The organism is Elusimicrobiota bacterium (genome assembly GCA_026388155.1).
Classification (GTDB): domain Bacteria; phylum Elusimicrobiota; class Elusimicrobia; order Elusimicrobiales; family UBA9959; genus UBA9634.
In genome coordinates this window covers 81,214-104,778 of the sequence record JAPLKI010000022.1, presented here as the reverse complement: position 1 = coordinate 104,778, position 23,565 = coordinate 81,214, and the positions used below count along the sequence as shown (strand labels likewise).

General features: G+C 49.2%; 21 protein-coding genes. All 21 read right to left on the bottom strand.

The features are described 5' to 3' along the window. Window positions 1-314: 314 nt before the first annotated feature. The 21 genes from NTX59_10620 to gmd all read right to left on the bottom strand — a co-directional run bounded on the left by NTX59_10620 (window position 315) and on the right by gmd (window position 23,548). Window positions 315-1,214, bottom strand: coding sequence for a glycosyltransferase (locus NTX59_10620; protein ID MCX5786130.1), 900 nt, complete (start codon window positions 1,212-1,214; stop codon window positions 315-317). Between the two features lie 25 nt (window positions 1,215-1,239). After that, window positions 1,240-2,604, bottom strand: coding sequence for a hypothetical protein (locus NTX59_10615; GenBank protein ID MCX5786129.1), 1,365 nt, complete (start codon window positions 2,602-2,604; stop codon window positions 1,240-1,242). Further along, window positions 2,601-4,913 carry a hypothetical protein gene (locus NTX59_10610; protein MCX5786128.1) on the bottom strand — a complete coding sequence of 771 codons (2,313 nt, stop codon included), beginning with the start codon at window positions 4,911-4,913 and terminating at the stop codon, window positions 2,601-2,603. Before NTX59_10610 ends, NTX59_10615 begins: the two co-directional genes overlap by 4 nt. A 3-nt stretch (window positions 4,914-4,916) precedes the next feature. Further along, on the bottom strand, window positions 4,917-5,846 hold the full coding sequence (locus NTX59_10605; protein ID MCX5786127.1) for a glycosyltransferase family 2 protein: 930 nt from the start codon (window positions 5,844-5,846) through the stop codon (window positions 4,917-4,919). After that, window positions 5,843-6,238, bottom strand: coding sequence for a GtrA family protein (locus NTX59_10600; protein MCX5786126.1), 396 nt, complete (start codon window positions 6,236-6,238; stop codon window positions 5,843-5,845). Before NTX59_10600 ends, NTX59_10605 begins: the two co-directional genes overlap by 4 nt. A gap of 38 nt (window positions 6,239-6,276) precedes the next feature. Further along, window positions 6,277-7,347: a 3-dehydroquinate synthase gene (locus NTX59_10595; GenBank protein MCX5786125.1), complete on the bottom strand. Its 1,071-nt coding sequence runs from the start codon at window positions 7,345-7,347 to the stop codon at window positions 6,277-6,279. Then, complete coding sequence (locus NTX59_10590) at window positions 7,338-8,006, bottom strand: SDR family NAD(P)-dependent oxidoreductase (protein MCX5786124.1); 669 nt, start codon at window positions 8,004-8,006, stop codon at window positions 7,338-7,340. Before NTX59_10590 ends, NTX59_10595 begins: the two co-directional genes overlap by 10 nt. After that, window positions 8,003-8,818 carry an aldolase/citrate lyase family protein gene (locus NTX59_10585; protein MCX5786123.1) on the bottom strand — a complete coding sequence of 272 codons (816 nt, stop codon included), beginning with the start codon at window positions 8,816-8,818 and terminating at the stop codon, window positions 8,003-8,005. Before NTX59_10585 ends, NTX59_10590 begins: the two co-directional genes overlap by 4 nt. Before the next feature lie 42 nt (window positions 8,819-8,860). Beyond that, window positions 8,861-10,651 carry a thiamine pyrophosphate-binding protein gene (locus NTX59_10580; GenBank protein ID MCX5786122.1) on the bottom strand — a complete coding sequence of 597 codons (1,791 nt, stop codon included), beginning with the start codon at window positions 10,649-10,651 and terminating at the stop codon, window positions 8,861-8,863. 7 nt (window positions 10,652-10,658) lie between these two features. Further along, window positions 10,659-11,552, bottom strand: a complete 894-nt coding sequence (locus NTX59_10575; protein ID MCX5786121.1) for an NAD(P)-dependent oxidoreductase — start codon at window positions 11,550-11,552, stop codon at window positions 10,659-10,661. Window positions 11,553-11,573: 21 nt separating this feature from the next. Further along, a complete protein-coding gene (locus tag NTX59_10570; protein ID MCX5786120.1) occupies window positions 11,574-13,391 on the bottom strand; it encodes a glycosyltransferase family 39 protein in 1,818 nt (605 codons plus the stop codon). A gap of 208 nt (window positions 13,392-13,599) precedes the next feature. After that, window positions 13,600-14,811 carry a glycosyltransferase family 87 protein gene (locus NTX59_10565; protein MCX5786119.1) on the bottom strand — a complete coding sequence of 404 codons (1,212 nt, stop codon included), beginning with the start codon at window positions 14,809-14,811 and terminating at the stop codon, window positions 13,600-13,602. A gap of 7 nt (window positions 14,812-14,818) precedes the next feature. Next, window positions 14,819-15,520, bottom strand: coding sequence for a glycosyltransferase (locus NTX59_10560; protein MCX5786118.1), 702 nt, complete (start codon window positions 15,518-15,520; stop codon window positions 14,819-14,821). Beyond that, window positions 15,510-16,532, bottom strand: a complete 1,023-nt coding sequence (locus NTX59_10555; protein MCX5786117.1) for a GDP-mannose 4,6-dehydratase — start codon at window positions 16,530-16,532, stop codon at window positions 15,510-15,512. Before NTX59_10555 ends, NTX59_10560 begins: the two co-directional genes overlap by 11 nt. Before the next feature lie 4 nt (window positions 16,533-16,536). Beyond that, complete coding sequence (locus NTX59_10550; protein ID MCX5786116.1) at window positions 16,537-17,421, bottom strand: NAD-dependent epimerase/dehydratase family protein; 885 nt, start codon at window positions 17,419-17,421, stop codon at window positions 16,537-16,539. Window positions 17,422-17,487: 66 nt separating this feature from the next. Continuing rightward, a complete protein-coding gene (locus tag NTX59_10545; protein ID MCX5786115.1) occupies window positions 17,488-18,177 on the bottom strand; it encodes an FAD-dependent oxidoreductase in 690 nt (229 codons plus the stop codon). 28 nt (window positions 18,178-18,205) lie between these two features. Continuing rightward, complete coding sequence (gene rfbH, locus NTX59_10540; protein ID MCX5786114.1) at window positions 18,206-19,519, bottom strand: lipopolysaccharide biosynthesis protein RfbH; 1,314 nt, start codon at window positions 19,517-19,519, stop codon at window positions 18,206-18,208. A 41-nt stretch (window positions 19,520-19,560) separates the two neighbouring features. Beyond that, the gene (locus NTX59_10535) at window positions 19,561-20,307 is read right to left on the bottom strand and encodes an MBL fold metallo-hydrolase (protein MCX5786113.1); all 747 of its coding nucleotides are present in this window, start codon (window positions 20,305-20,307) and stop codon (window positions 19,561-19,563) included. Between the two features lie 173 nt (window positions 20,308-20,480). Further along, complete coding sequence (gene rfbG, locus NTX59_10530; GenBank protein MCX5786112.1) at window positions 20,481-21,572, bottom strand: CDP-glucose 4,6-dehydratase; 1,092 nt, start codon at window positions 21,570-21,572, stop codon at window positions 20,481-20,483. Continuing rightward, on the bottom strand, window positions 21,554-22,336 hold the full coding sequence (gene rfbF / locus NTX59_10525; GenBank protein MCX5786111.1) for a glucose-1-phosphate cytidylyltransferase: 783 nt from the start codon (window positions 22,334-22,336) through the stop codon (window positions 21,554-21,556). Before rfbF ends, rfbG begins: the two co-directional genes overlap by 19 nt. Before the next feature lie 75 nt (window positions 22,337-22,411). Then, window positions 22,412-23,548 (bottom strand): GDP-mannose 4,6-dehydratase, encoded by a 1,137-nt coding sequence (gene gmd, locus NTX59_10520; protein ID MCX5786110.1) that lies wholly within the window; start codon window positions 23,546-23,548, stop codon window positions 22,412-22,414. Between the last annotated feature and the right edge of the window lie 17 nt (window positions 23,549-23,565).

Below are 23,565 nucleotides of genomic sequence, written 5' to 3'. Positions count from 1 at the left end.
TGCGGGCGCCGATGACTATGCCGTAGGTATGCGCGAAACAGAGACCCGGCCCTACCTCGCAGCGCGCCGCCATCTCTATCCCGAACAACAGGAAGTTAGCCAGCGAGACCAGCCGAGAAAGTATAGAATGGTTCCCAAGATACAGGGAATGGGCCGCACGGAATATTACCACGGGCGTGAACCGCGGGTTAAACACACCGCACAGTACGTCCGTCAGCCCGGCTTTCCGGTCAGCCTGGCCGGCGTAATAGTAAAGGCGTTCAAGGTCTTTTTTCAGCAGTTCTGCGAGCATTGGCCCTCCCGGGCGTGCCGTCTTATTTTTTCCGCAGCCAGTCCGCGGCTTTGAATATCATAAAGGCCGGCCAAAGCGGCAGCATTATGGCGGGCATCGTAAAGATCCAGAAATACAGGTATCGCCGGTAAAGCGGGTAAAGGGCCCCGAAATAGTCCTCAGGTTTCGTGGCCAGGATGTTCTTTCTTGCCCTTATTATGTTGGCGGGAAAGAATCTAAGCAGCAGGCGCCGCTTTATTATCTCGAAGCAGGCGGGCTCGACGCCCTTCCGGATATAGATCCCACATACGTCCAGGAAATTCTTTCCAAAGACCTGACAAAGCATATAACCGCCGGAAGCGTCGGCCTTGGCGGCTACTGAGTAGCTGCGCACATACACGTTCGGCTTCCCTTTGAAAACGGCCTCAAAAGTCCAGCAAAGCTGTATAAGGTTCGTGTTTCGGAATTCGTCAAAGTTTAAATCCGCGCCCGCGAGATCTTTGTTTATGATGTTCGAAGAGATGAATGTAAGAAAATAGCTTGCTCTGCCGAGAAAAGCGTTCAGGTTCGAATGCACCTCGTACCCGGAAGGATTGCCCGCCGGCCGTTCGTCCTCCAAGCTTTTCCTAAATCCGTAGGAGTTCAGGTGCAGCACCCCGTATTCGCCGTTTTTCACGATGTCGATTACGCGGCCGATGGCGCCATCCAGGATTATGTCGTCGTCGCCCAGAAGCCAGAAATATTTCCCGGCGGCAGCTTTGTAGCACTGCACGAAATTGTTGTCCGGCCCCATGTTAGAGGCGTTGCGCAGATAGGTTATCTTCAGCCCCGCGGCAGTACGGGCTTTAATCACAACCTCAGTAGAATCCGTAGAGCAGTTATCCGACACCAGCACCTCAACTAAGTCCGCCACAGGGCCTATCTGCCCGGCAATATGAGCCAAAGCAGTATCCAGATAAGCCGCGCGGTTATATGTCGGTATTGCTATTGTAAGCAATGGTGCAGGGTTGTTCATTTAAATGACCTTTAGCGCGTTTCTTGTTGAAAATCCATATTATCCATGGCAGGCCCCAGATATAGCTGGAAAAAAAACCAAGGAAAAAGTAGTCCGGGGACAAAAACAGGGCGGAAAAATAAGTAGCGACAATTATGTATACAGCGGAAAACACCGACGGAACGACCAGCGGCTCTTCCTTATGGGCCCGCAGGTAGAGGGCAAGGCCGTTAACAATAACCTGCAGCCACCAGCCGCCGGCAAGAAAAAGCATGGAAACCGGACTAACGAACCTGTCCGCAAGCGCGAACCGCCCACGCGCAAGCCCGAACAGCGAGAATACGCAGCCGACGCCGGCCAGAAAGGTGGCGGCTGAAAAAACCAGATTTCTGAAAAACAGTTTATCCAGATGCAGCCATTCTTTTTTTGATATGTGGATATTTATTTTCGGCGTAACCACGGAAAGCCAGATATTGGAAAGCGTCAGCACCCCGGTCCAAAGCGTTATGCTTATGCCTATTTTTCCGGCCTCCACGGGGCCGTAATAATGGAACATTATCGGTGTGTACATCTGGAAAATAAAGTAGCCGCTGGCCCAGCTTAAAGAATAACGTCCCAGCAACGGCAGGAACTCTTTTCGCCAGGAATGCGCATACCCCCTGGCAGCCGCCAGCAAACTACCCGCGGCAGGACGGAAAACCTTAAAAAGCAGGGCCGCGCCGGCCAGCGCGCTTACAATAGCGGAAAGCGCCAGCGCATAAAGTTTTAATCCCGAGATCAAACCGGCGCAAAGCACCGCTATCATGGCCAGATTTATCTGCGCCCTTATTTTTTGTGTCTTCGGCACGCAATCGCAGCCCTCAAAAAAATAAAGAAAGCTGTTGTTCATAAAAGTGAAAACAGAGCCGATCACATACAGCAGCCAGGGCGCCTGCCAGGCGGCTTCGGCCGGCCGGCGCGACATTATATACCAGCCTGCCATGAAAATTACCGGCAAGGCTATCGCCACCACCCCCGCAGACCACTTAAACGCAAAAAGGAAAAAACTGCCCAGGCGCTTTAAGTATTTTTCCTCCCCTTCTATAGCTCCTGAAGCGTTAAACCGCAGGAAGGCGAATTCATGGGCGGCGAACTGCAAAATGATGGTGGAAAAACCGGAATCAGCTATTATCATCAGCGCGGAAAGGCTCATGAACGAGAACCAGTACCCCTGCTCCGCCTTGCTGAGAAAAAGCGGGACAAGAACCAGCATCATCACCACATAGGCGGTCTTTGATAACTGGTTTACAGCGGTAAACATATGGGAAACGCTGATGTTCTTCAGGGCGGTTTTTATCATTCAGACTTTGATGCGATCCTTCTATACACTGACATAAGGCTGCCGGCCTCGACAAGCTTATAGTTCGGAGCTTCTTTATTGAACAATTCACGCAGCTCCATAAGCCTGCCTGCCCTGGCAGGCCGCTCGGTTTTCAGGAGTGGTAAAGCGTACACAGCAGCCCACGGATCAGGATTTGCGGCATTCATGTCGGAATCGGCAAAAAGGTATTCGGGTTTCATGCTTTCCAGTTTAGCGAAAACTTCATCACCAAGTTTGTCACTTATCATGTACCACGGCATTTCAAAATGCGGCATCAGGCTGTAGCGGCCGCTTAAAAACGGAAGAATATTGTCATACTTGGAAATTATGTATATTCCCTTGCCCTCAGAATATTTTTGTATCAGCGCGACAGCCCCGGAAAAGAGATCAGGGTTAATTGTCGATACGAGCTTAGCGTTTTTAAAGGTCCAGTTATAGCACTTATGGGTTTTAAAATTGTCGTAAAATTCCTTCTGCCCGGCTGGAGCAAGATAAAAATATAAGGCAGAAACGGCCACAAGCAAAACCGAAAATAAAACCGCCGCAGGTTTGACATTATAGACCCATTTCCATAACTGTTCTCCGCCGCCAAATCCTTTTTTCTCGATCAATAATGCGGCAAAAAGCAACTGCAGAGTTATGAACGGGAACAGCAACGGCAAGTGGTTTAAAAGACCGGACCAATAAAAATAAACAAAAAGGCCCTGCGAGTAGAAGAAGCTGAACAGATAAAGGTATTTGGCGTCGCTGCGATTTTCCCGTATGCGGATAAGGAACAGATAGGAAAGCACAATATATGCCATTGTGAAAGCGACAACGATCGTTTTAGGCGGCCAGGAAAAAAACCCGTAAAAATAAGATTTCAGTATTCCGCCTGCCCCGTCCCCTGAACCTCCGCCGGTAAGCCAGACAGCGAGAGCCGTAACCAGAAGCGGCAGAAGAAGCCATAAATATTTGAGCGAACCGGCCTTATTCTCAAGGCCATAAACCGCCATGGCCGCCACCCATGAGACAGCCAGCATTCCACCGAACTGTCTGTTGAGAAATATCGCGCAGGCGACTAACAAACCGGAAAACAAAACACACCCCCACCTGGACCGGTTCCTTAAAAACGCGGCCAGCGCCAGAATCAAGGCGGCGTCAAAAAAATGTATAGTCGGAATAATTCCGGGAGCCAGGACGAAAGCGATATAATTGTACGAAAAATGCATAAAAGCCACCGCGGAAAATCCGCACAATACGTAAGTTATATCCCGAAAAACATATATCAGCATTGCCAGGAATATCGCATAGTAGACGAAATAATACAGATAACATTTATAATAGTTAGCGATCGAAACCCCGCCAAAGGCCTGCATGGTCCGCTTGAACAGAAGCGTGTTCCCTACCCCATATTGCATGTATGTTTTAGTTAATGGTTTTCCCAGGTCATATTCGTTTACAGGGTTCAGAATATATCCTATATGGTTGATCTGCCCCCGTCCCATAACCTGATGTTCATATTCCAAAGCATTGGCTTTAACAAAAGCCTGCAACGACAACAACTTCGAATAATTTACGGGAGAGCCGGAAGCCAACGCATTCCCCCATGCCTGGATTTCCGGCTTTTTTAGTTTTATCAGGAAATCCAACCCCTCTTCTCCCGGAATTTTTTCGTGCAGTTTCAGATCGCGGGACAGTTCAGGAAGTTTGGAGAGGAAGTCGCTATTTTTTACGTATAGGCCGTCCAGACGCGTCTCGCTGGATATCTCCGGATACTCGTTCATCAGCGGCACCGGCCCGACAAAAAGCCGCAGCGGCTCTACCATAAGAACGGCGAACATCAGGAAAAGCGCGCAGTAGAAGGACTTTTTATAAATTTTACGCGGAATAAACTGCGCCAGCGGAATGGCGGACAGCAACAAAGCGGGAACAATAATTCTCAAAGCAGACAACTTAACTAAAACAATACCTAAAACGACAAAGGAAAACCCAAAAAATGTATAAAAACCCCTGTCTTCGAGCGAATCCAGCCTGGCTTTTAAAGCGCCGGAGTATTTAGGTAAAAAAACATAGAGGAGCAGTCCGACAGCTCCTATTCCGGAACACAGAAAAAGGTAATTAAGAAGCCCGCCGCTATATGGATGATAATACGGGTACGCCCATGGTTTTACCCCGGCATACATATCATCCATAAATTTCAGCCTGAACACATCCACGAGCTTCCACAAAAAAACAGAAAACCCAAAGGCGGCGATAACCGACTGGATAACAAAAAGCCTGTACTTGGAACAATTTGCCGGCTTCATAAGTTAAAAATTGATTCTTTCCCTTTCCACAACCAGCGGGCGCTTAAGGACTTTTGTATGTATAGAGCCGATATATTCCCCGACAACCCCCAAAAAGAAAAGCTGCACCGAAAACATAAAGAAAAGCCCTATCACTATCGGCGCTATTCCCAAAGAGAACTCCTGCCAGTAAATAAGCTTATAAACCAGATAAGAAAGCGCCACAAGAAGGCTTATCAGGGACATTGCAAACCCCAGGAACGTGGCTATCCTTAACGGGATCTTTGAATAGTTCGTAAGTCCCAGCATGGCCATGTCATAGAGAGTGTAAAAGTTATTCTTGGTTATTCCCGATTTCCTGGCCGGCTGTATATATTCAACGCGGGAGATCTCAAAACCGATGTCGGCAATAAGCCCCCTGAAATACGGGTATGGGTCGTCTATGCCGCGCAGTATCTCAATGACCTGCTTGTCGTAAAGGCCGAACCCCGTAAAGTTTTCTATGTGCCGCACTTCGGAGATGCGGTTCATTATCCGGTAGTAGAACTTGCGTATCCCGAATATCAGCCCGTTTTCGTCGCTGTCTGTTTTAATTCCGACGACTATTTTGCTTCCCCCCTCCCATTTTTTAATAAATTCCGCGATCAGCTCCGGAGGGTCCTGCAGGTCGGCTACCATTAGTATTACCGCGTCTCCGGATGTCTGGAGCAAACCGTGAAAAGGGGAGCGGATATGCCCGAAGTTACGGACATTGCGTATCAGTTTTACTTTTTTATCTTCGACCGCTATTTTTTTCAGTATTGCAAAAGTCCCGTCCTCCGAAGCGTTATCTATAAAAATATGCTCATAGTTGTAATCACCCGAAGTGGAAAAGATATCTTTAACCGCTTTATACGCCTTCTCAACGTTCAATTCTTCATTGTAGCAGGGCATTACGATACTGATAGTTTTCATGGATGTCCCCTAAAAACCAGCCTGGAATTTAAAAAATATGAAACCAGCGCCATAGGCGGCAGCAGCATGGCTCCGGCCGCGTACATATTAAATCCTAAAACGCTTAACTCTTTAAGCAGCCCTACATTCAGAAAATAAACGACAGCGTAACCTGACACAAATTTAAATATAAGCCTGTTGTTGCTATGCTTGAAGACAAGAGAGCCGGTAGTTTTAAAGTTGAACAAGATCCCCAGGAGCGTGGAGAGAAAAACCGCCAAAGAATAATGCAATCCGGCAAATATCAACAGCGCGAACAGGGCATACCCGACAAGGGTATTTAGCCCGCCCACGATCAAAAACCGTATAAACCTGTTATCCCAGGCTTTTTTCAGTTCAGGAGCATCAGCCATAACAAAAACCGCCGCCCGGCGTGGACGGGGAATATTATTTAAACCGGCCACAGCTCGGCAACAGCCGCCAGCGCCTCCGTTTCGTCGAGATCGTTTACCCGCGTCATCCGGAAGCCGTCCATTGCCATCACAAGGGCAAGTTTCGCCCCGGTGCGCTTTTTATCTTTTTTCATGCCTTGCACAACGGCAGCCCCGTCGATACCGGCGCTTAACATCCCCGGCGGGATAATAGGGGAAAGGATCCGTTCCCGCATAAACATTTCCAAATCCTTTGACAACAGCCCTCTGCGGCGTGAAACCATATTCGCCAGTATTATGCCATAAACCACCGCCAGGCCATGCGGCACGGCAAAATCCGTGGCGGACTCTATAGCATGGCCGAAGCAGTGCCCGAAATTCAGCATATTCCTGCGGCCCGAGTCGAATTCGTCATCCTCTATATAACCTTTCTTTATCCCAAGAGCCTTTCGAAGAAAACACAGAAGCGGCGCGGATTCACGCTTAAGCATCCTTTCAACGGCTCCGGCAAATTCTTTCGCCTCGGCTTCTCCGCCTATTATGCAAAGCTTGGCTATCTCTCCAAGGCCGCTCAAATAATCGCTGTCTTTCAGCGTTGAAAGAAAACCGGCGGAGATATAGATTTCAGAAGGCGGATAGAAAGTGCCCGCCAGGTTCTTGTAGTTTTTGTAGTTAAGCGATGTTTTTCCGCCTATGCAGCTGTCGGCCTGCGCCAGAAGGGTGGTCGGGATAAAAGTCCATTTTATGCCGCGGTAAAGGGTCGAGGCGACAAAACCGGTTATATCCTGCGTTATCCCCCCGCCAATGGAGACAAGGCGCATGTTCTTCTTGGGGGCGAACTCCACTATCCGGTCATAAAGCATCTGTACCGATTTCAGTGATTTCAGCTCTTCGCTTATCGGCAGTATTATCAGGGAAGCGCCTGCAAGCGGCTTAAGGACGGAGCCTTTATGCAGGCGCCAGACATTTTCGTCCACGGCAAACACGCAGTTAGGCTCGCCGGCCAGCCGCGGAAGATAGTCAGCCGGTTCAGCGAAAAGAACATTATAATCCGTCAGCCTGGATCTAACGGTAAAGTTATCTAAAGACAACTATATCCCCCGTCCACAGTTATTGTCTGGCCGGTTATATACGTATTCTGCCCTGAAGCGAGAAAAGCCACAACGGCGGCGATCTCGGAAGGCTCTGCAAGCCGCTTAGCCGGGACAGCCTGCGCTATAGCGCGGATATCGCTCTCTGAATTATTTTTTCTGGTGAGTTCGGTATTTACGTAGCCGGGGGCTACGGCGTTAACCAGCACCCCGTATTGCGCGCACTCAACGGCGGCGGCGCGCGTCATGCCGTTTATCGCCGCCTTTACCGTTGAATAAGCGAACCGGCGCGGCTTTGAAACAAGACTCCACACGGAGCTTATGTTAACTATCCTGCCGTACCGCTTCTCGCGCATGGGCGGCAGCAGCCCCCTGATAAGCCGCATTGGCGCTGTAAGATTTACCTGTATAACGGCGCTAAGGTCGGCGTCGGAATAGTCCTCCGCCGAGCCCAGCGGATTAATCCCGGCGTTATTTACCAGGATATCCACTTTTTTCCCGATTCCGGCCAGATACCTGTCTATAGACTCGTTGGAAGAGAGGTCAAGTTCTGAACGCGACGGGGTAAGCAGAACGGCTCCGTTCGCGCGGAAAGCGCCGGCAATGGCTTCGCCGATACCCCTTGAAGCGCCTGTAACCAGGGCGACCCGCCCTTTCATACTCCCTTAACCCCGGCTTCTTCTATAAGGCGTTTGTACCTTTTTTCAAGCATGTTTATGCGGTGCTCGTCCTCGGCATATATAGAGCCGTAGAAGTTTCGTTTGTTTTTCAGCCACATCAACTCAAAACCCACAGCTTTAAGGATTCCGGCGGGAGCTTTGTCCGACAGCGCTTCGGGACATTTAAAAATAACCTTACGCGTCTCATACCTGTCCAGCAGGCCCTTGGGCAGGCGATTGAAAAACGGCAGGGATTCTTTTGCCACCCCGCCGCCAATAACGCATTCAAGGCCCTTCTTTTTAGCCTTCGTGAGAAGGTCTTTGGCAATGTTGAATATTTTTTCGGAATTAATGTCTTCCCGTGTCATACCTAGAGAGCCTGTCATATCAACGCGGCCCAGCACAATACCGTCCAGCTCACCGATATTATCTATCTTCAGCATTTCATCAAAGTTCTCGGCTCCCATTATTGTTTCTATATTTACAAGCAGAGAAACCTGCTGTATTTCCTCTTTGGGAAAAGCCATTTTGGCGGCGCTCAGGTATTTTGTCAGCGCGTAAGGCGACTCTATCATAGGCGCCACTATCCTGCAGACCCCTATCGATCTGGCGTCGTACATGTCTTTCAGGGCTTCGCAGCCGCCTATTTTTATAGTCAGATCAAGGCCGGCGCGGGTCACGACTTCCTTAAGACGCAGGGCCTCCTCAAGACGCGTGCCTTCAGCCTCAAATTCGGCCTTAATACCGGCCACATTGTGGTTTTCCTTAAGGTCCTGAAGCACATCCACCATTTTTCTTTCAAGATTATTCATATTCGACCGCCTTTTATTATATATATGATACAAAACATCAATTCAGCCGATGATGTTACTTTTAAAATCTTCCCTGTCCAGAAAAGGCCACATATCCTCAAGCGGCTTGGACACCATGCTGCCGTCCGGTTTCTTTTCGGAGGACAGCTTCGGCATGAATTTATGGTCCGCGGGAAGCCTGACATCGCAAAGCGCCGGGCCTTTTACAGCCAGAACCCGGGCTATCTTTCCGCTCATATCTGAAACGTTATCTATAATTTCGGTGTGCAGGCCAAAAGCTTCTCCGACTTTCATGAAATCGGGGAAACCCACTCCGGATCTGGAGTCGCAGGCCACGTGGCGGCCCTCGAAGAAATTATCCTGCGTCTGCTTGATAGAAATATAGCCCTCGTTATTCAACACAAATATTTTTAACGGCAGTTTGTAATGCGCGGCCGTGGCGAGTTCCTGCAGGTTCATCATAATGCTGCCGTCTCCGGCCAGGCAAACCACCTCTTTTCTGCCGCTCCCGAAGCAAGCCCCGATAGCCGCAGGCAGATCATAACCCATAGAGGCGCAGCCGGAATTCCAGAATATCCGCTGGCCCTTATGAGCTATCCCCGCCTGGAAAAGGCAGACGCAGGCGGAGCCGTTACCCGCGACGACCGAAGTTTCAGGTTTTAACATGCCGGTCAGTGTTTCAATAAAATGATACGGGTTTACTTTTGTTTTCAGTTTTTTGTATTCCTCAAGGACAACCGGATACTTAACTGAGCGCTCCCGGCACCAGGCCAGCCAGCCGGAGAAGTCGCCGGCGCCGGCTTTCGGAAGCGCCGCAAGCAGGGCAGCCATAAAATCTTTCACATCCGCGCATACCGGCAGTTCCGGCTTAACAGTAGGCTTTACCAGTTCAGCGGGGTCTATATCCACGACTATTTTTTTAGCATTGCGCGCATAATTGGCCCAATCGTAACTGACCTGGCGTATATTATTGCGCGAGGCCAGCGACAGCACCAGGTCCGCGTTCTGCAGCGAGAAATTGCCGCCCCTGGTGCCTACTGTGCCTATCCTGCCCGCAAACCACGGACTATCGTTCGGCACAAGGTCAAAACCGGCAAAGGTAGCCAGCACAGGTATTTTTAAAGCGTCCGCCAGTTTTCCAAACAACTCCTGGGCCCCCGCGATCCTTATGCCGTGACCGGCGATAAGCACAGGCCGTTTAGCCGCGCGCAGCATTTCAACAGTTTTAGCGGCCTGGATTTTAAGGTCAGTCCTGAATGGAATAGGCGCTTCAGGCTCATAAGCAGCAAGCTTAGTTTCGTCTATCAGGGCCGCCTGGACGTCCAGCGGAATGTCTATCCATACCGGACCCGGCCGCCCCGTTGTGGCAATATGTATGGCCTTATCCAGCACATATTTAACCTGGTACGGGTCCTTAAGCATCTGTGCGAATTTTGTAACCGGTTTTACGATATCTATGATGTTTATTTCCTGGTCGCCAAGCTGCCTTAACCCGGCTTCAGGGCAGGATGCGACCGTGGTCGTAAACTTCACCTGTCCGGAAATATAAAGAGCCGGCAATGAATCAAGCCACTGCCCTATTACTCCGGTTAAAGTATTTGTACCGCCGGGCCCCGTTGTAACGACCGCCACCCCCAGTTTGTCGGTGACGCGCGAATAACCTTCAGCGCCCATGGCCGCGGCCTGCTCGTGGTGATTGCAAATGTATTCAAGCCCTTTACATTTTCCCACGGCGTCGTTAAGGTGCATAGCGCCGCCGCCGGATATCATGAACACGTGCTTTACGCCATGCTCTACCAGCCGTTTAGCCACATAGTCCGAGAGTTTTATCATGCCAGTCTCACTTGTCGGAAAGCAGCGTTTCCCTGTTTATAGAATCCTTGTTGGCGTTATACCATGAATAAAGTTTCCCGATCGCCTCGTCGGGCGGGGTAAAGGACAAACCCTTGATTTCCGCCCTGAGCCTGGAATTATCACCGCTGTATTCCTGGCCAAGGCCGAGCTGGGCGACTTTTATCGGCAAATCCTTACCGGATATCCGCAGAACTTTATCGGCCAATTCCAGAAGTTCGACAGATTTGTCCGGAGTAACGTTATACGCCTTGTGGCAGGCGTTGTTTTCCAGAAAATATTCCATAACAGACAACAGGTCGTCAACCCAGATATAATCAAACCGGCGGTTCTGCTTTATGGTCAGCGGCAGGCCGCAGACGGCCTTACAGATCATGTTGGAAATGAACCGTATGGCATAATCTTCATACTTGCCGTAAATACCGAACACCCGGAGGTCTGTTATATTGTCCGTCCCCTCAATATACTTGCCGCAGACATACTTGCAGAAGCCGTGCTCATCGACAGGAACATGCCCGTCAAAATAATCCTCTTTCATTTTCGGACGGTAATGGCGCATATCGTAAATGGCGCCGGAACCCGTTACCAGCATCTTTTTAAAATATTCCGAGCTGCGGGCCAGGTTAAAGAACATCCGGGTATTCTCATAAAAAACCTTTCCCGGCTCTTTGGCATTGCGGTGCCCCGGCTTGGACGCGCTATGTATTACAAAGTCAAAATTGCCGCTTTTGATGTAGTTCCGTACTGCGTCCTCATCCAGCAGGTCCAGCTCCGCGTGGCGCGGGGCCGCAATTTCATATTTTCGGGCCAGAGGGGATTCAAGGAGGTTTTTCCCTATAAACCCGCCGCCGCCGGTAAGCAATATCTTTGCGCGTTTGTTCATTGCGATTATCGACCAGACCAGCTACACATGTTTCCAAACCCTCAAAACAGCGTTATTCCCTATAATATAAGAAGCCCGCGTTCTATATACCCCGGTTTTAGGATCGGCCTGCTCAGATATCCACCGTATAATTTCTCTCTGCACGCAGGGCCTTCCGCCGCGGAACAGCAGCTCGTGTACCTTGACAGCGGCCTCGGGTAAGTCAAGCATGACAATAATCTTAGGGGGATCGGCTTTAAGCGCAGCAAGATCCTCTTTCACCAGACTGTCACTTACCGTGTCGTACCAATGCTGAAGCGAGTATGTCGGAGGCCATCTGTCCGATAAAATATAAAAGAGAGGTATTGACGGATAGGCATATATATGTTCCCCGGGTTTTGTTTCATCCAGTATCGTCCTGGTAATTTGTTCTATCGCCTCTTTATTTTCCCGGGTCGTATATATGCCTTTCAGCAAAGGCAGATTAAAACCTTCCAGCTCGCCGCGGATATCGCTGCTGCCCACATACCACCAGGAATAAGGCCGGTGATATTTCGAGAACACGAGGCTTTCCGTATAGATAAAAAGGCAGAAAAGCAATGAGATGAGCCCCCATTTGACGTACCGCAGCCGGTTGTACAGCAAACATATCACTAATCCTAATCCCACAAAAACGCCCGGAGCCGAGATCATCGTGGACATTGCCGTTGAATACATCAGGCACAGGGACAGGAACGCGACGGCAAGCGCATTAAACGCGGAATTGTCCGGGTTATCCCGCAACAGCCGGGGGATCCGGCCAAGGACCAGTAAAGTTCCGATGATAGCCAGGGGAATTACCGGCGCTGAAATATTGTTGACTAAAACAGCGGATTGAACAGGAAAAGGCCAACGCACCAGCAAATGATTCAGAACGACAAAAAACATAACGATGGATATGGGCAGCCACCCTATAACCTCTCCTCTCTCTTTATCCGCGGTTTTTTCTTTAAAGCACAAAAAGAAGCAGAGGATCAGCAGCGAAAGCAATATCTGGACGAAAAAGGGAATAGTTAACTGAAAGCGGAGAAATCCGAACAGGATCGAAATCCAACTCCCTTTGGCGCCGACTCCCAGAATTACCGCTTTATAGAAACCAGCCGCGCTTGAGAAATTAAAGAGCCATAAACAGAATATCCCTATAGGTATTATCAGACCCAAAACGAAAAAGCAACCGGCCTTTAAGCGCCGGATAGAGGGAGCGTGGTAATAAGCCATAAATAAAAGAAGTGAAACCGTTAAGATCAACAGCCCCCCCAGGGAATGTTTGACCAATATGCAGCAGGAAGCAAAAAAACCGGCCAACGCGACGAACAGATTTTCCTTTAATGGCCTATTGTTCGCGTTAGACGCGTCGAACGCGTTCATAACGAATAAGACGGAAACAGCAGCGTACAATGTGTCGAACGAATGATAGTCATAAGGGATAAAAACGTTAAAAGACTCAAAACAAAGCACCGAAATAAATGCGGAAATAGACGCCCCTAAAGATGATGTGATGCGCCGGAATATTGAGTAAATCACAAAAGTCAAAAGCATCAAAACCAAAACGCCCATAATCCTTAAAGCGATAAAAGAAGGCCCGAACAATTTAGTCCAGACCACTAATTGAAACGGATACAGAGGAGGGAGAAACAGCGCTGTGTCCTTATATGGCAAATACCCTGAAATCCAGCGCTGTGAATAAGCGGAAAACCAACCCTCACAAACAGAAAAATACCGATCGAACCAAATCAAATTAAAAACCCCTACTGCTAAAACACTAAGCGACAACCCCTTTATGTAATCAGTGCCTTTTGGAGCAGCAGTATGCCGGGTCATGTCTTGGTTCGCCAAAGATGACATGCCGGCTAAAAAGTTTTTGAATGACAAAATCATTTAGTTCATTGTCCCCGCAAAGACCTTAAAGGCTTTCACGCTATAACCAAGCATTTCAGTGCCCATTCCCGGATATGCCTTTCATATGTGTGGGCAAGAGGGGACTCAGGGATATTTTTCCCCATAAATCCGCCGCCGGTAAGAAGGTGCTTCATGCCGAACCCCGCAAACTCTTAAACCCAGGTTTATTTTCCATGCAGCCCTGGTAAAGAATGACACTTAAAACAGCCAGGATTATTAACGGGTTAATAATTACCGCCACGCTGATATCGCTGCGTATAATAAGATAATCTTTGGGAACGCACAACAAAGCAAAAGCAGAAGCAAAAAATATGGAACCTTTAGTTTTGTTGTCCCTGACAAGGAAAAGAGTGATCGGTATAAACAAATGCATAAGTTTATAATCAAAAGACACTTGTGGAGCCACCAAGAAATACAGGACTATTATAGCGACGAATCTCCACAATTCTTTTTCCATAAACACCAGATATAAAGAAATAACGATAAAAAGAGCCGCCATCGCGGCTGAATAAACAGCTTCAGGGAACGCGCTGCCCGGCATAAAATAGCCGTGGGCAAGCCTCAAAACCCCGAAAAGAGAGAGATTGTGCTGCAGGCCGGTATCCGTAAGAAAATAGCTGTTCCTGAATCCCGCCATATTTCTAATAAATCCCGTATAAGACGCCGTTACCCCGCCTCTCAAAACAAGCATGCTCAAAAACGTTAATCCGGCTACCAGCGAAAGAGTGTAAAATATGTTTTTATACTTTTTATCCGCAAGAAAAAGAAGCAGAAATGCCCCGGGATATATTTTCATGGAGATGGCGCAAGCCAGACAGAATATGCTTTTCCCATCTTCTTTTCGCCGGTAATAATAAATGAATAAAGCCAGGAACATAAAAACTATTGCTTCCAGGTTAGCTCGGTCAAAAATGAACAAAAAAGGATAACTCATAAACAGAAAAGCGATCGTTTTTAAATATCGTCCGTCATAGTCAATTTCCGCAACAGTTCTATACACATATCTCCACGCAAACACTGTAAAACCGGCAAGCATAAGTACAAACGCCAAATCCCGCTTAAACATGGTAAAGGGAAGCATTACCAGGTATGTAAAAGGCGGATAAACGCTGACCGCGAACTTAAAAGGGTCAAGGCCGGCCGTAGCCATATAGATATCAGTGAAATCATGAAATCTACCTGCGGGGATAAAAAGAAAGGTATTATGCGGATAGAAATTTAAGTTCAACACAAAAGCCTTGATAAAATGAAACACGACGGAAACCGACAATCCGACAACGATCAAAACCACCATATAATTCAATTCAAACCGCCTGTCTTTTTCCATTGTGGTTTTCACCATTTGCGGTTTATTTCAGCCCGAACCGCAGCTTTAACAATGTCACGGCGAAGGAAATCATAAACGCAAAAAGATCCCGCTTGGTTTCGCCGAATTTTCTTTTTTCAAAGTTAAACGGTATTTCCTTGATCCTCGCTCCGGGGTTGTTTTTGACTATCTTAAAAAGTATCTCCTCAACTATATCAAAATTGTCGCAATAGAGTCGGAGATTTACGAGGAGTTCCCTCCGGTATAGCTTGAAATTGTTGGAAATATCCTTGCAGTGTATGTTCAAAACCAGCGAATATATCCGGTTCAGTACCCTGCTCATGAAAATCAGCGTCTTAGTGTTCTCCGCGCCGCCGCCATCGACATACCGTGAAGCCACGACCACATCATAGTCATTTCTGAACCGGTAAAGCTCCGTTACGAACTCCGGGGGGTGGGACCCGTCGGCGTCCATAAACGCCACAAAACGCCCCTTGGAACGCGCTATTCCAGTGCGGATAGCGGCCCCGAAAAAATCGCTGTTTTTCCTGTTTATATATACCGCTCCGTTCGTCCGGCAGATTTCCGGGGTGGCGTCAGTTTTTACTACCCGGTCCACAACCAGTATTTCGGAAATAATTTCCGCGCGCTTCAACGCGCCGGCAAGGCGCGGCAGCAGAACCCGCAGATTTTCAGCTTCGTTGTACGCCGGGATAACAACAGTCAAATCGATATTATCTTCCATTTTTAACCCAATCGATCATTTTTCCTATTCCGGCGTCTTTCCCCACACGCGGAGCCCAGCCGGTCATTCCGCCGATTTTAGAGATATCGGCCACAAAAACTTTCTGGTCGCTCGTCCGCGCGGGAAGTTTAACATACTTAAGCTCAACTCCTACTTTTTCCTGCAGCATGGAGAACAATTCCAGGAGCGAGAGTGAATTATCCATCCCGCCTCCGACATTGAAAGCGTGTCCCCTGATTGTCTTCATGTCCTGCGCGGCTTTAAGGTAAAGCGCGACCATGTCTTCCGAGTAAAGGACATCCCGCACTTGTTTTCCGTTGCCGGAAATCGTAAACGGTTCTTTAAGGAGCCCCGATTTAATATCTAAAGCTTTCTGCACGAACCAGCCGATCCAGCCCTGGTCAAAAGTGGAAAACTGCCTGCCGCCATACATGGAGGAATGCCTGAAAACAGCGGTATTCAGGCCATAAATCCTGCAATAATCAAGCATATACTGGTCCGCGGTTCCTTTTGAACAGCCATAGGGGGAGTGAAAATCTATCGAGATCGTTTCAGGGAAGCCTTTTGGATAGTCAACGGCGATGTACCGGGTGTCCGACTCGCCGTATCTCGCCCATTCCAGGTCGCCGTAAGCTTTGTTTGTCGATGAATAAAGGATAGCCGACCCGGGAGAATATTTTCTCACAGCCTCAAGCAAATTAAGCGTCCCAAGCGCGTTGATTTCAAAATCCATCCGGGGGTTTTCGATCGAGGTGGTCATTGCGACCTGCCCGGCCAAATGGAATATCACGTCAGGCCTCTCCGCCTGAACCAGGTTATTAATGTCGTTAGTATTGCGCACGTCTCCCATCACGTGCCGGCACTCTCCCATTGTCTTGAGCCACTCCAAATTTTTTTCCGAACCCGCCCTTGAAAGATTATCGAACACGATCACTTCCGCAGCCCGCCGTATAAGCGCAGAAGATATATTTGACCCTAAAAAACCGCAGCCGCCTGTTAACAGGTATTTCATCTAATCATCTCCTGCACAACTCAAATTCGACAGTCTTGGACAAGCCTTCCCTTAAAGAAACCTTTGGATACCACCCAAGGGATTTAACGCCGGTGATATCGGTTTTATACTCCATAATTTCATTTTCGCGGTATGGGATAGCGCCGAAGTTAAGCCTGGTCCTTGTATTTTTGGTTATCCTTTTTATCAGGCCGATAAAATCCCGGATTGAAACAGGATCCCCCGCCCCCACCTCGTAGGATTGAAACCCTCCGCCTTTAGATATCGCGTTTCTAAGTATCGCGGCAAAAGCGTTGCTGACATCGTCGACATAGATAAAATCCCGTTTCTGATAGCCCAGGGTAAGGTCTATCTGCGGGATTCCCCTGATAAGGGACTGAATGACCCAGGTCACGAACTTTGAATCGTCGTCGTTGGGCCCGTAAAAATGCTCCAAAGAAACACTGACGCACATCAGTTTGTCGGAATACAATTTAAGCCAATCCTTGAACTGGCTTTTAGACAATGAATAGAAATCAATCCGCTTATCAAGAATTGTGTCGGTATTAATGAAACATCTAAGGCCATTGCTTTTTCCGACCTGTAAAAGTTTCAGCGGGAGCGTTAAATTAGCCTCCAGTATTGAAAGAGGAGATTCCATTTTTCTGCCATAGTTCGTGGCGCAGTGGACAACGGCATCAACCCTGAAATCTTTAAAGATCTTTTCATAATCGCAGCTCTCAACATACAAAACCCGGATTTTATCCAGATTCTCTTTGATCCTTGAAAAATCGGAGGTCTCCCGCGCAAGGATCACGACATTAAAGCCTTCGGATAAAAATTTGCGCAGCAGATTGCTGCCCAAAAATCCCGTGCCCCCGGTCAAAAGAATCGTCGGTTTCGTCTTCATTATTCTCGCACATTCACACGAACGCAGCTCCGGACTGACACATTATGCCGGAAACAAGTCAAATAGTTACTCCCAATCGTCCGTTCTGATATTTTCGGCGGGGACGCAGTTGTCAGCCAGGCTTAATTTGAAATTTTTTATCATTTCAGGAGGACCCGAAATAAAATAAACGGCGGAAGGCCCGTTTTCCCTGAAAATTCCCTGAATATCAAGCCGGCCGTCTTTTTCCTCGTTCAAAAGCGTGATGAAAAACGAGGGATTAACACCCCGCGCTTTTTCCAGGTCGTCCGCGTAAAGGTGATGGGAGGGACTTCTCACCCCGAAATAAAGCCTGGGGTTTTTATAAGCCGCAAATGCCGGGGCCGTAAACAGCGAAAGGAAAGGCGTGATTCCGGTCCCCCCCGCGACAAAGACGGATTTTTGCGTGTCATGTTCTATCGAAAAAAGATTCCCATAGGGCAGTTTGACATGTATGATCTTTCCCGGAGCGAGTTCGCGCGCCATGCGCGCGGTGAATTTCCCCTTAGCGGCGAAGGTTATTTTGATCGTCTCCTGATCCGGAGAGCTCTGCATGGAGAAGCAGCGCGATTCGGGCCAGGGTTTGGCGGGATCGAATTCATCCAGCGCAAGATGAAGGAACTGGCCGGGATTATATTTGTAGGCTTTCTCAAGCGGGCGCAGGGTGACGGTTCTGATATCCGCGACGGGGTTTTCTACGGAAACGACTTCGGACTTGTATTTTTTAACGATGGCCATTCAAAAACCCCTCTAAATTGCTATGCCTCTAAGCTGTTAGCCTCTGGAACCGCCCCATGAATTCGGCGACACAGTCTTCCACATAAGCGAACATCCCGTCGGTCATACCGGGATAGGTTCCGAGGAAAAAAGTGTTATTCATGATAAAGTCGGTAACGCTGAGTTCCCCCTGCGCACGGCAGGGCCTGCCGATAAAGGCCGGCTGACGGAGGATATTGCCGGCAAAAATATTCCTGGTCTCTATCCGGCGCTCGTTTAAAAACGACACCAGGTCATTGCGCGTGAAGGGGGCGTTTTCCCTGACAGAAACAATATAGGTGAACCAGGAAGGATCGGAGCCCGGGGTCGCCTCGGGAAGAAGAAAGGAACCCGAATAGCGGGAAAAGATCTTCTGATAACGCTTAAAATTCCCGCGTCTTTTTTCGCCGAACATTTCAAGTTTATCCATTTGGACGGAACCTATCGCCGCCTGCATATCGGTCATTTTCATGTTATAGCCGAGCTCGGAGTAGACATATTTATGATCGTATCCGGCGGGAAGCGTCCCGAATTGCTGGGAGAAGCGCTTGCCGCAGGTATTGTTTTCGCCGCCGGCGCAGTAGCAGTCGCGCCCCCAGTCCCGGAATGAACGGACGATCTGGGCCAGCTGCTCGCTATTGGTCACCACGGCGCCGCCCTCTCCCGTGGTTATGTGGTGAGCCGGGTAAAAAGAGATAGTGGCGATGTGCCCGAATGTGCCGGTGTATTTTCCCTTATAGCGGCTTCCTAAAGCGTCGCAGTTGTCCTCTATAAGCCAGAGGTCATGTTTTTTGACAATTTTCAGGACCTCTTCCACATTGAAGGGGTTGCCAAGCGTATGAGCGAGAAAGATCGCGCGGGTTTTGGATGAAACGGCCTTTTTCAGGGCTTCGATATTAATATTGTAGGTGGGGAGTTCCACATCCACGAAAACGGGAACCAGCCCGTTCTGCAAAATGGGAGTCACCGTCGAAGGGAACCCCGCGGCCACGGTGATCACTTCATCGCCCGGCATGAGCCTTTTTTTGCCTAATTTTTTAGAGGTAAGAGCCGAAAGCGCGAGCAGGTTGGCGGATGAGCCGGAATTTGCGAGTATGACATTCTCAACCCCCATAAAATCGGAAATTTTCTCGGCGAAACTCTCAGCGTAGCGCCCTTCAGTGAGCCAGAAATCAAGCGACGAATCCACCAAAGCAACAAGTTCTTTTTCGTCAAATACCCTTCCGGCATAACGGACGGTATCCTTTTCCCTGTTGAAGGGTTTAGCGGCGAAAGCGGCAGCGTGGTAGGCCCTGACAGCGTTTAAAATTTCTTCGCGTTTCATTTTATTCCCGCCTTTACTTTCTGAAATAGCATTTAAAACCTCTACCGCAATTTAATCCGCATTCCGTCTTTGGCGGCGGCGGTACGCGAAAACATCTTCCTGGCCACACGCAAGGCCATGGCCCTGCCGCGCATATCGGGATATCTGTCGGCTGAAAAGTGCGTAAGCGCAAGGCGCCTCGCCCCCGCCTCACGCGCAAGTTTGGCTGCCGTTTCCGGGTTGAAATGCGGCCAGCCGGGGTTGGATTCGCCCGGAAGATGGGAGCATTCGGCTATAAGCAGGTCCGCACCTTTCGCCAGTTTAAGGGCATTGGGACAATAGCCGGTATCGGTACAATAAGCCACCGTCTTTCCGTCAAGACGCAGGCGGAAACCAAGTACCGGGTCTGCGTGTTCAAGCGGCAAGCTTTTTATCTTGAAAGGCAGTTTCCGGGCTTCGACTGGAAGTTCAACTACCCTTACAGGGTAAGGCAATTTGGACAACGGCATGGTAAAAGGGGCGTTTACGAACGCTTTTAACACACGGCGCGCGCCCTTTTGCGCGCAGATGGTAAGGCCTTTGCGAAACCTGAATTTCAGCAGAGCATGCAGGCCTATAATGTGGTCCAGGTGAAAATGGCTGAGAAAAAGATATACCGGTTTCGAACCGTCGCAATAGCGGTCAAGTTTGGCCAGGCCGTTGCCGGCGTCCAGCACAACATCAAAGCGCTTTGTTTTAATAAGGGCGCAGACGGTATTGCCGGTGGAAGTATCGTACCAGCCGTTGGTGCCAAGGAATACTATTTCCATGATAAAGCTACTCGGTTGCTATAAGCCATATGCCTTAGGCCATAGGCAAAAAATGCCAAAACCAACACTTTACAACTTCATAAAAAAACCAGAGTTTTACTCCGATATCCCAAACTAATCAGACATTCCTTAAAAGCCTATGGCATACGGCATATGGCTTATGGCAATGATTTCTACTTACGGTCTATGGCAAGATAATCCTTTATCTGTCTAAGAGTCGCTTCCCGCATGTCTTCTTTGCGTGTATAGGCTTCGGTCCAGTCAATAACGCGGTCTATCGCCTGGCCGATATTCCAGCGGGGAAGCCAGCCCAGTTCACGCCGCGCCTTTGAAGAATCAAGTTTAAGATAATGCGCCTCGTGCAGGTGGCGGCCTTTGTCGATAATATAACCGGGGGCCCCGTGCCACTTTTGGAACATGCGCTTTACTATCCATTCCACATCTTTGGCGTCGGACTCCGCCGGACCGAAGTTCCAGGCCTCGGCATAGGAAGGGCCCTTCTGGCAAAGCTTCTGGGCCAGAAGCAGATAGCCGCTTAAAGGCGCAAGCACATGCTGCCATGGCCTTATTGAGCGGGGGTTCCTTATCAGGACCTTTTTGCCTCGCAAAGCCGCCCTTATTATATCCGGGATAAGCCTGTCTTCGGCCCAATCCCCCCCGCCTATAACATTGCCCGCGCGAGCCGAGGCTATAGCCACGCCGTGCTTCTTATAGTCCCTGGCGTTAAAAAAAGAATTGCGGTAAGCCGAGGTTGCAAGTTCCGAGCAGGCCTTGCTGGAGGAATAGGGGTCATAACCGCCAAGAGGCTCGCCTTCGCGGTAGGCGCCCGGACGCTCCTTATTTTCATAACACTTGTCGGTGGTGACATTTACCACCGCTTGTACTCCGCCGCACCCGCGCGCGGCTTCCAACAGATTTACGGTACCCATTACATTTACTTCGAAAGTATCCCGCGGTACGCGGTACGACTCGCGCACCAGCGGCTGCGCCGCCATGTGGATAATGATATCGGGCCCCGCCGCTTTAAGCGCTTTTTTAAGGCGGCTCAAGTCGCGGATATCGGCGATGGTCGTATTTGTTATTTTATCGATGGCACAAAGGTTAAAAAGGCTGGGCTTTGTCGGAGGCTTCAAGGCGTAGCCGTAAACTTCGGCGCCCATATTACTTAAACACAGCGACAGCCAGCTTCCCTTAAAACCGGTATTGCCGGTAAGGAATACCTTTTTCCCGGTCCAGAACCGGTCTTTCATTGCCCGTCTTTCCATACTTTCCAGGGAGCCTTTTCGGACTGCCAGAGATTTTCCAGCTCCTGCTTGTCGCGAAGCGTGTCCATGCATTTCCAGAAACCGTCATGCTTATAGGCTGAAAGCTGTTTTTTCCTGGCCAAAGCCTCCAGCGGAGCACGTTCCCAAATTGAAGCGTCGCCGTCTATGTACTTGAATATTTCCGGTTCAAGCACAAAGAAACCGCCGTTTATCCAGGAACCGTCGCCATGCGGCTTTTCCTGAAACGAAACCACCTCCCGCTCCCCGCTTATATCAAGCGCGCCGAAACGGCCCAAAGTCTGTACGGCAGTAATGGTGACGCTGCGCTTGCTCTTACGGTGGAAATCCAAAAGTTTTTTTATGTTTATATCCCCCACACCATCGCCGTAGGTAAGCATGAAGGGCTTATCCCCCATATATTTTTCCACCCGTTTTATGCGGCCGCCTGTCATGGTGTTTAAACCGGTGTCCACCATGGTAATTTTCCAGGGCTCGGCCTTGGAATGATGCACTTCCATGCTGTTGTTTTTCAGGTCAACGGTGAGGTCGGACTGATGCAGGTAATAATTGGTGAAATACTCCTTTATCATATAGCCCTTATAGCCGAGACAAAGCACAAAATCGTTAAAGCCATAATGGGAATAAAGTTTCATTATATGCCAAAGCACAGGCTTTTGGCCTATCTCGACCATGGGCTTGGGTTTTAAATCCGTTTCTTCCGAAAGCCTGGTTCCCAATCCGCCCGCCAGAATTACGACTTTCATATAAACCTCCGCGATCGATTATTTCCCAGCGACTGCCGCGCAGTCTGAATCTTTAATCCTGATTTTTTACAGCTTTTATTCCCCGGACTTTACTTTAAAGCCGCCTTTTTTTAAGTGCAGTTCGCGAAGAGCGCCGTATAGATCCGCATGGGTCATTTCAGTAACCAGCCCCTCAAAAGAAGTTTTAGGCCTCCAGCCGAGTATCTTTGCGGCTTTGGCCGGGTTTCCAAGCAATGTTTCGACTTCAGCCGGGCGGTAATACTTGGGATCGACTCTCACTATGGTATCGCCGGGCCTGGCCTTTATATCGTGCTTGTTAAACTCAACAGCCAGTTCCGGTTTTTTAAAAGCCTTAAGTATTCCAAGCTCAGCAGGCCCCTTGCCTTTCCATTCCATGACCATACCCATTTTGCGGGCGGCTATGTCAACGAACTTCCTTACGGAATGCTGCTCTCCGGTGGCAAGAACAAAATCATCGGGCCGTTTTTGCTGAAGTATGCGCCACATACCCTCAACATAATCCCTGGCGTGGCCCCAGTCGCGCTTCGCGTTGAGGTTGCCCAGATACAGACAATTTTGCAGCCCCAAAAGAATTCTCGGGAGCGCCATGGTTATTTTACGGGTGACAAAAGTCGCGCCCCTGAGCGGAGATTCGTGATTGAATAATATGCCGTTGGAAGCGAACATATTGTAGGACTCCCGGTAATTGATGGTTATCCAATAGCCGTAAAGTTTGGCCACCCCGTAAGGCGAGCGCGGATAAAAAGGCGTCTTTTCGCTCTGCGGGATTTCACGCACCTGGCCGAACAACTCAGAGGTGGAAGCCTGGTAGAACTTCGTGGTTTTCTCAAGGCCGAGTATTCGTATAGCCTCAAGCAGGCGCAGCGTTCCAAGCGCGTCGGAGTTGCCGGTATACTCCGGCTGCTCGAAACTTACCGCCACATGGCTCTGGGCGCCCAGATTATAAACCTCCTCGGGCCGGACCTTCTGCATGATATGTACCAAAGCCGGGCAATCGGTGAGGTCGCCATAATGCAGTTTAAGGCGCACGCCCCTATTGTGCGGATCACGGTAAAGGTGGTCTATCCTCCCGGTATTGAAAGATGACGAGCGGCGTATGATGCCATGAACTTCATAGCCTTTTTTCAGGAGCAGCTCCGCCAGATATGCTCCGTCCTGGCCGGTTATGCCGGTTATTAAAGCTTTTTTCATAAATTCACACCTTTTTC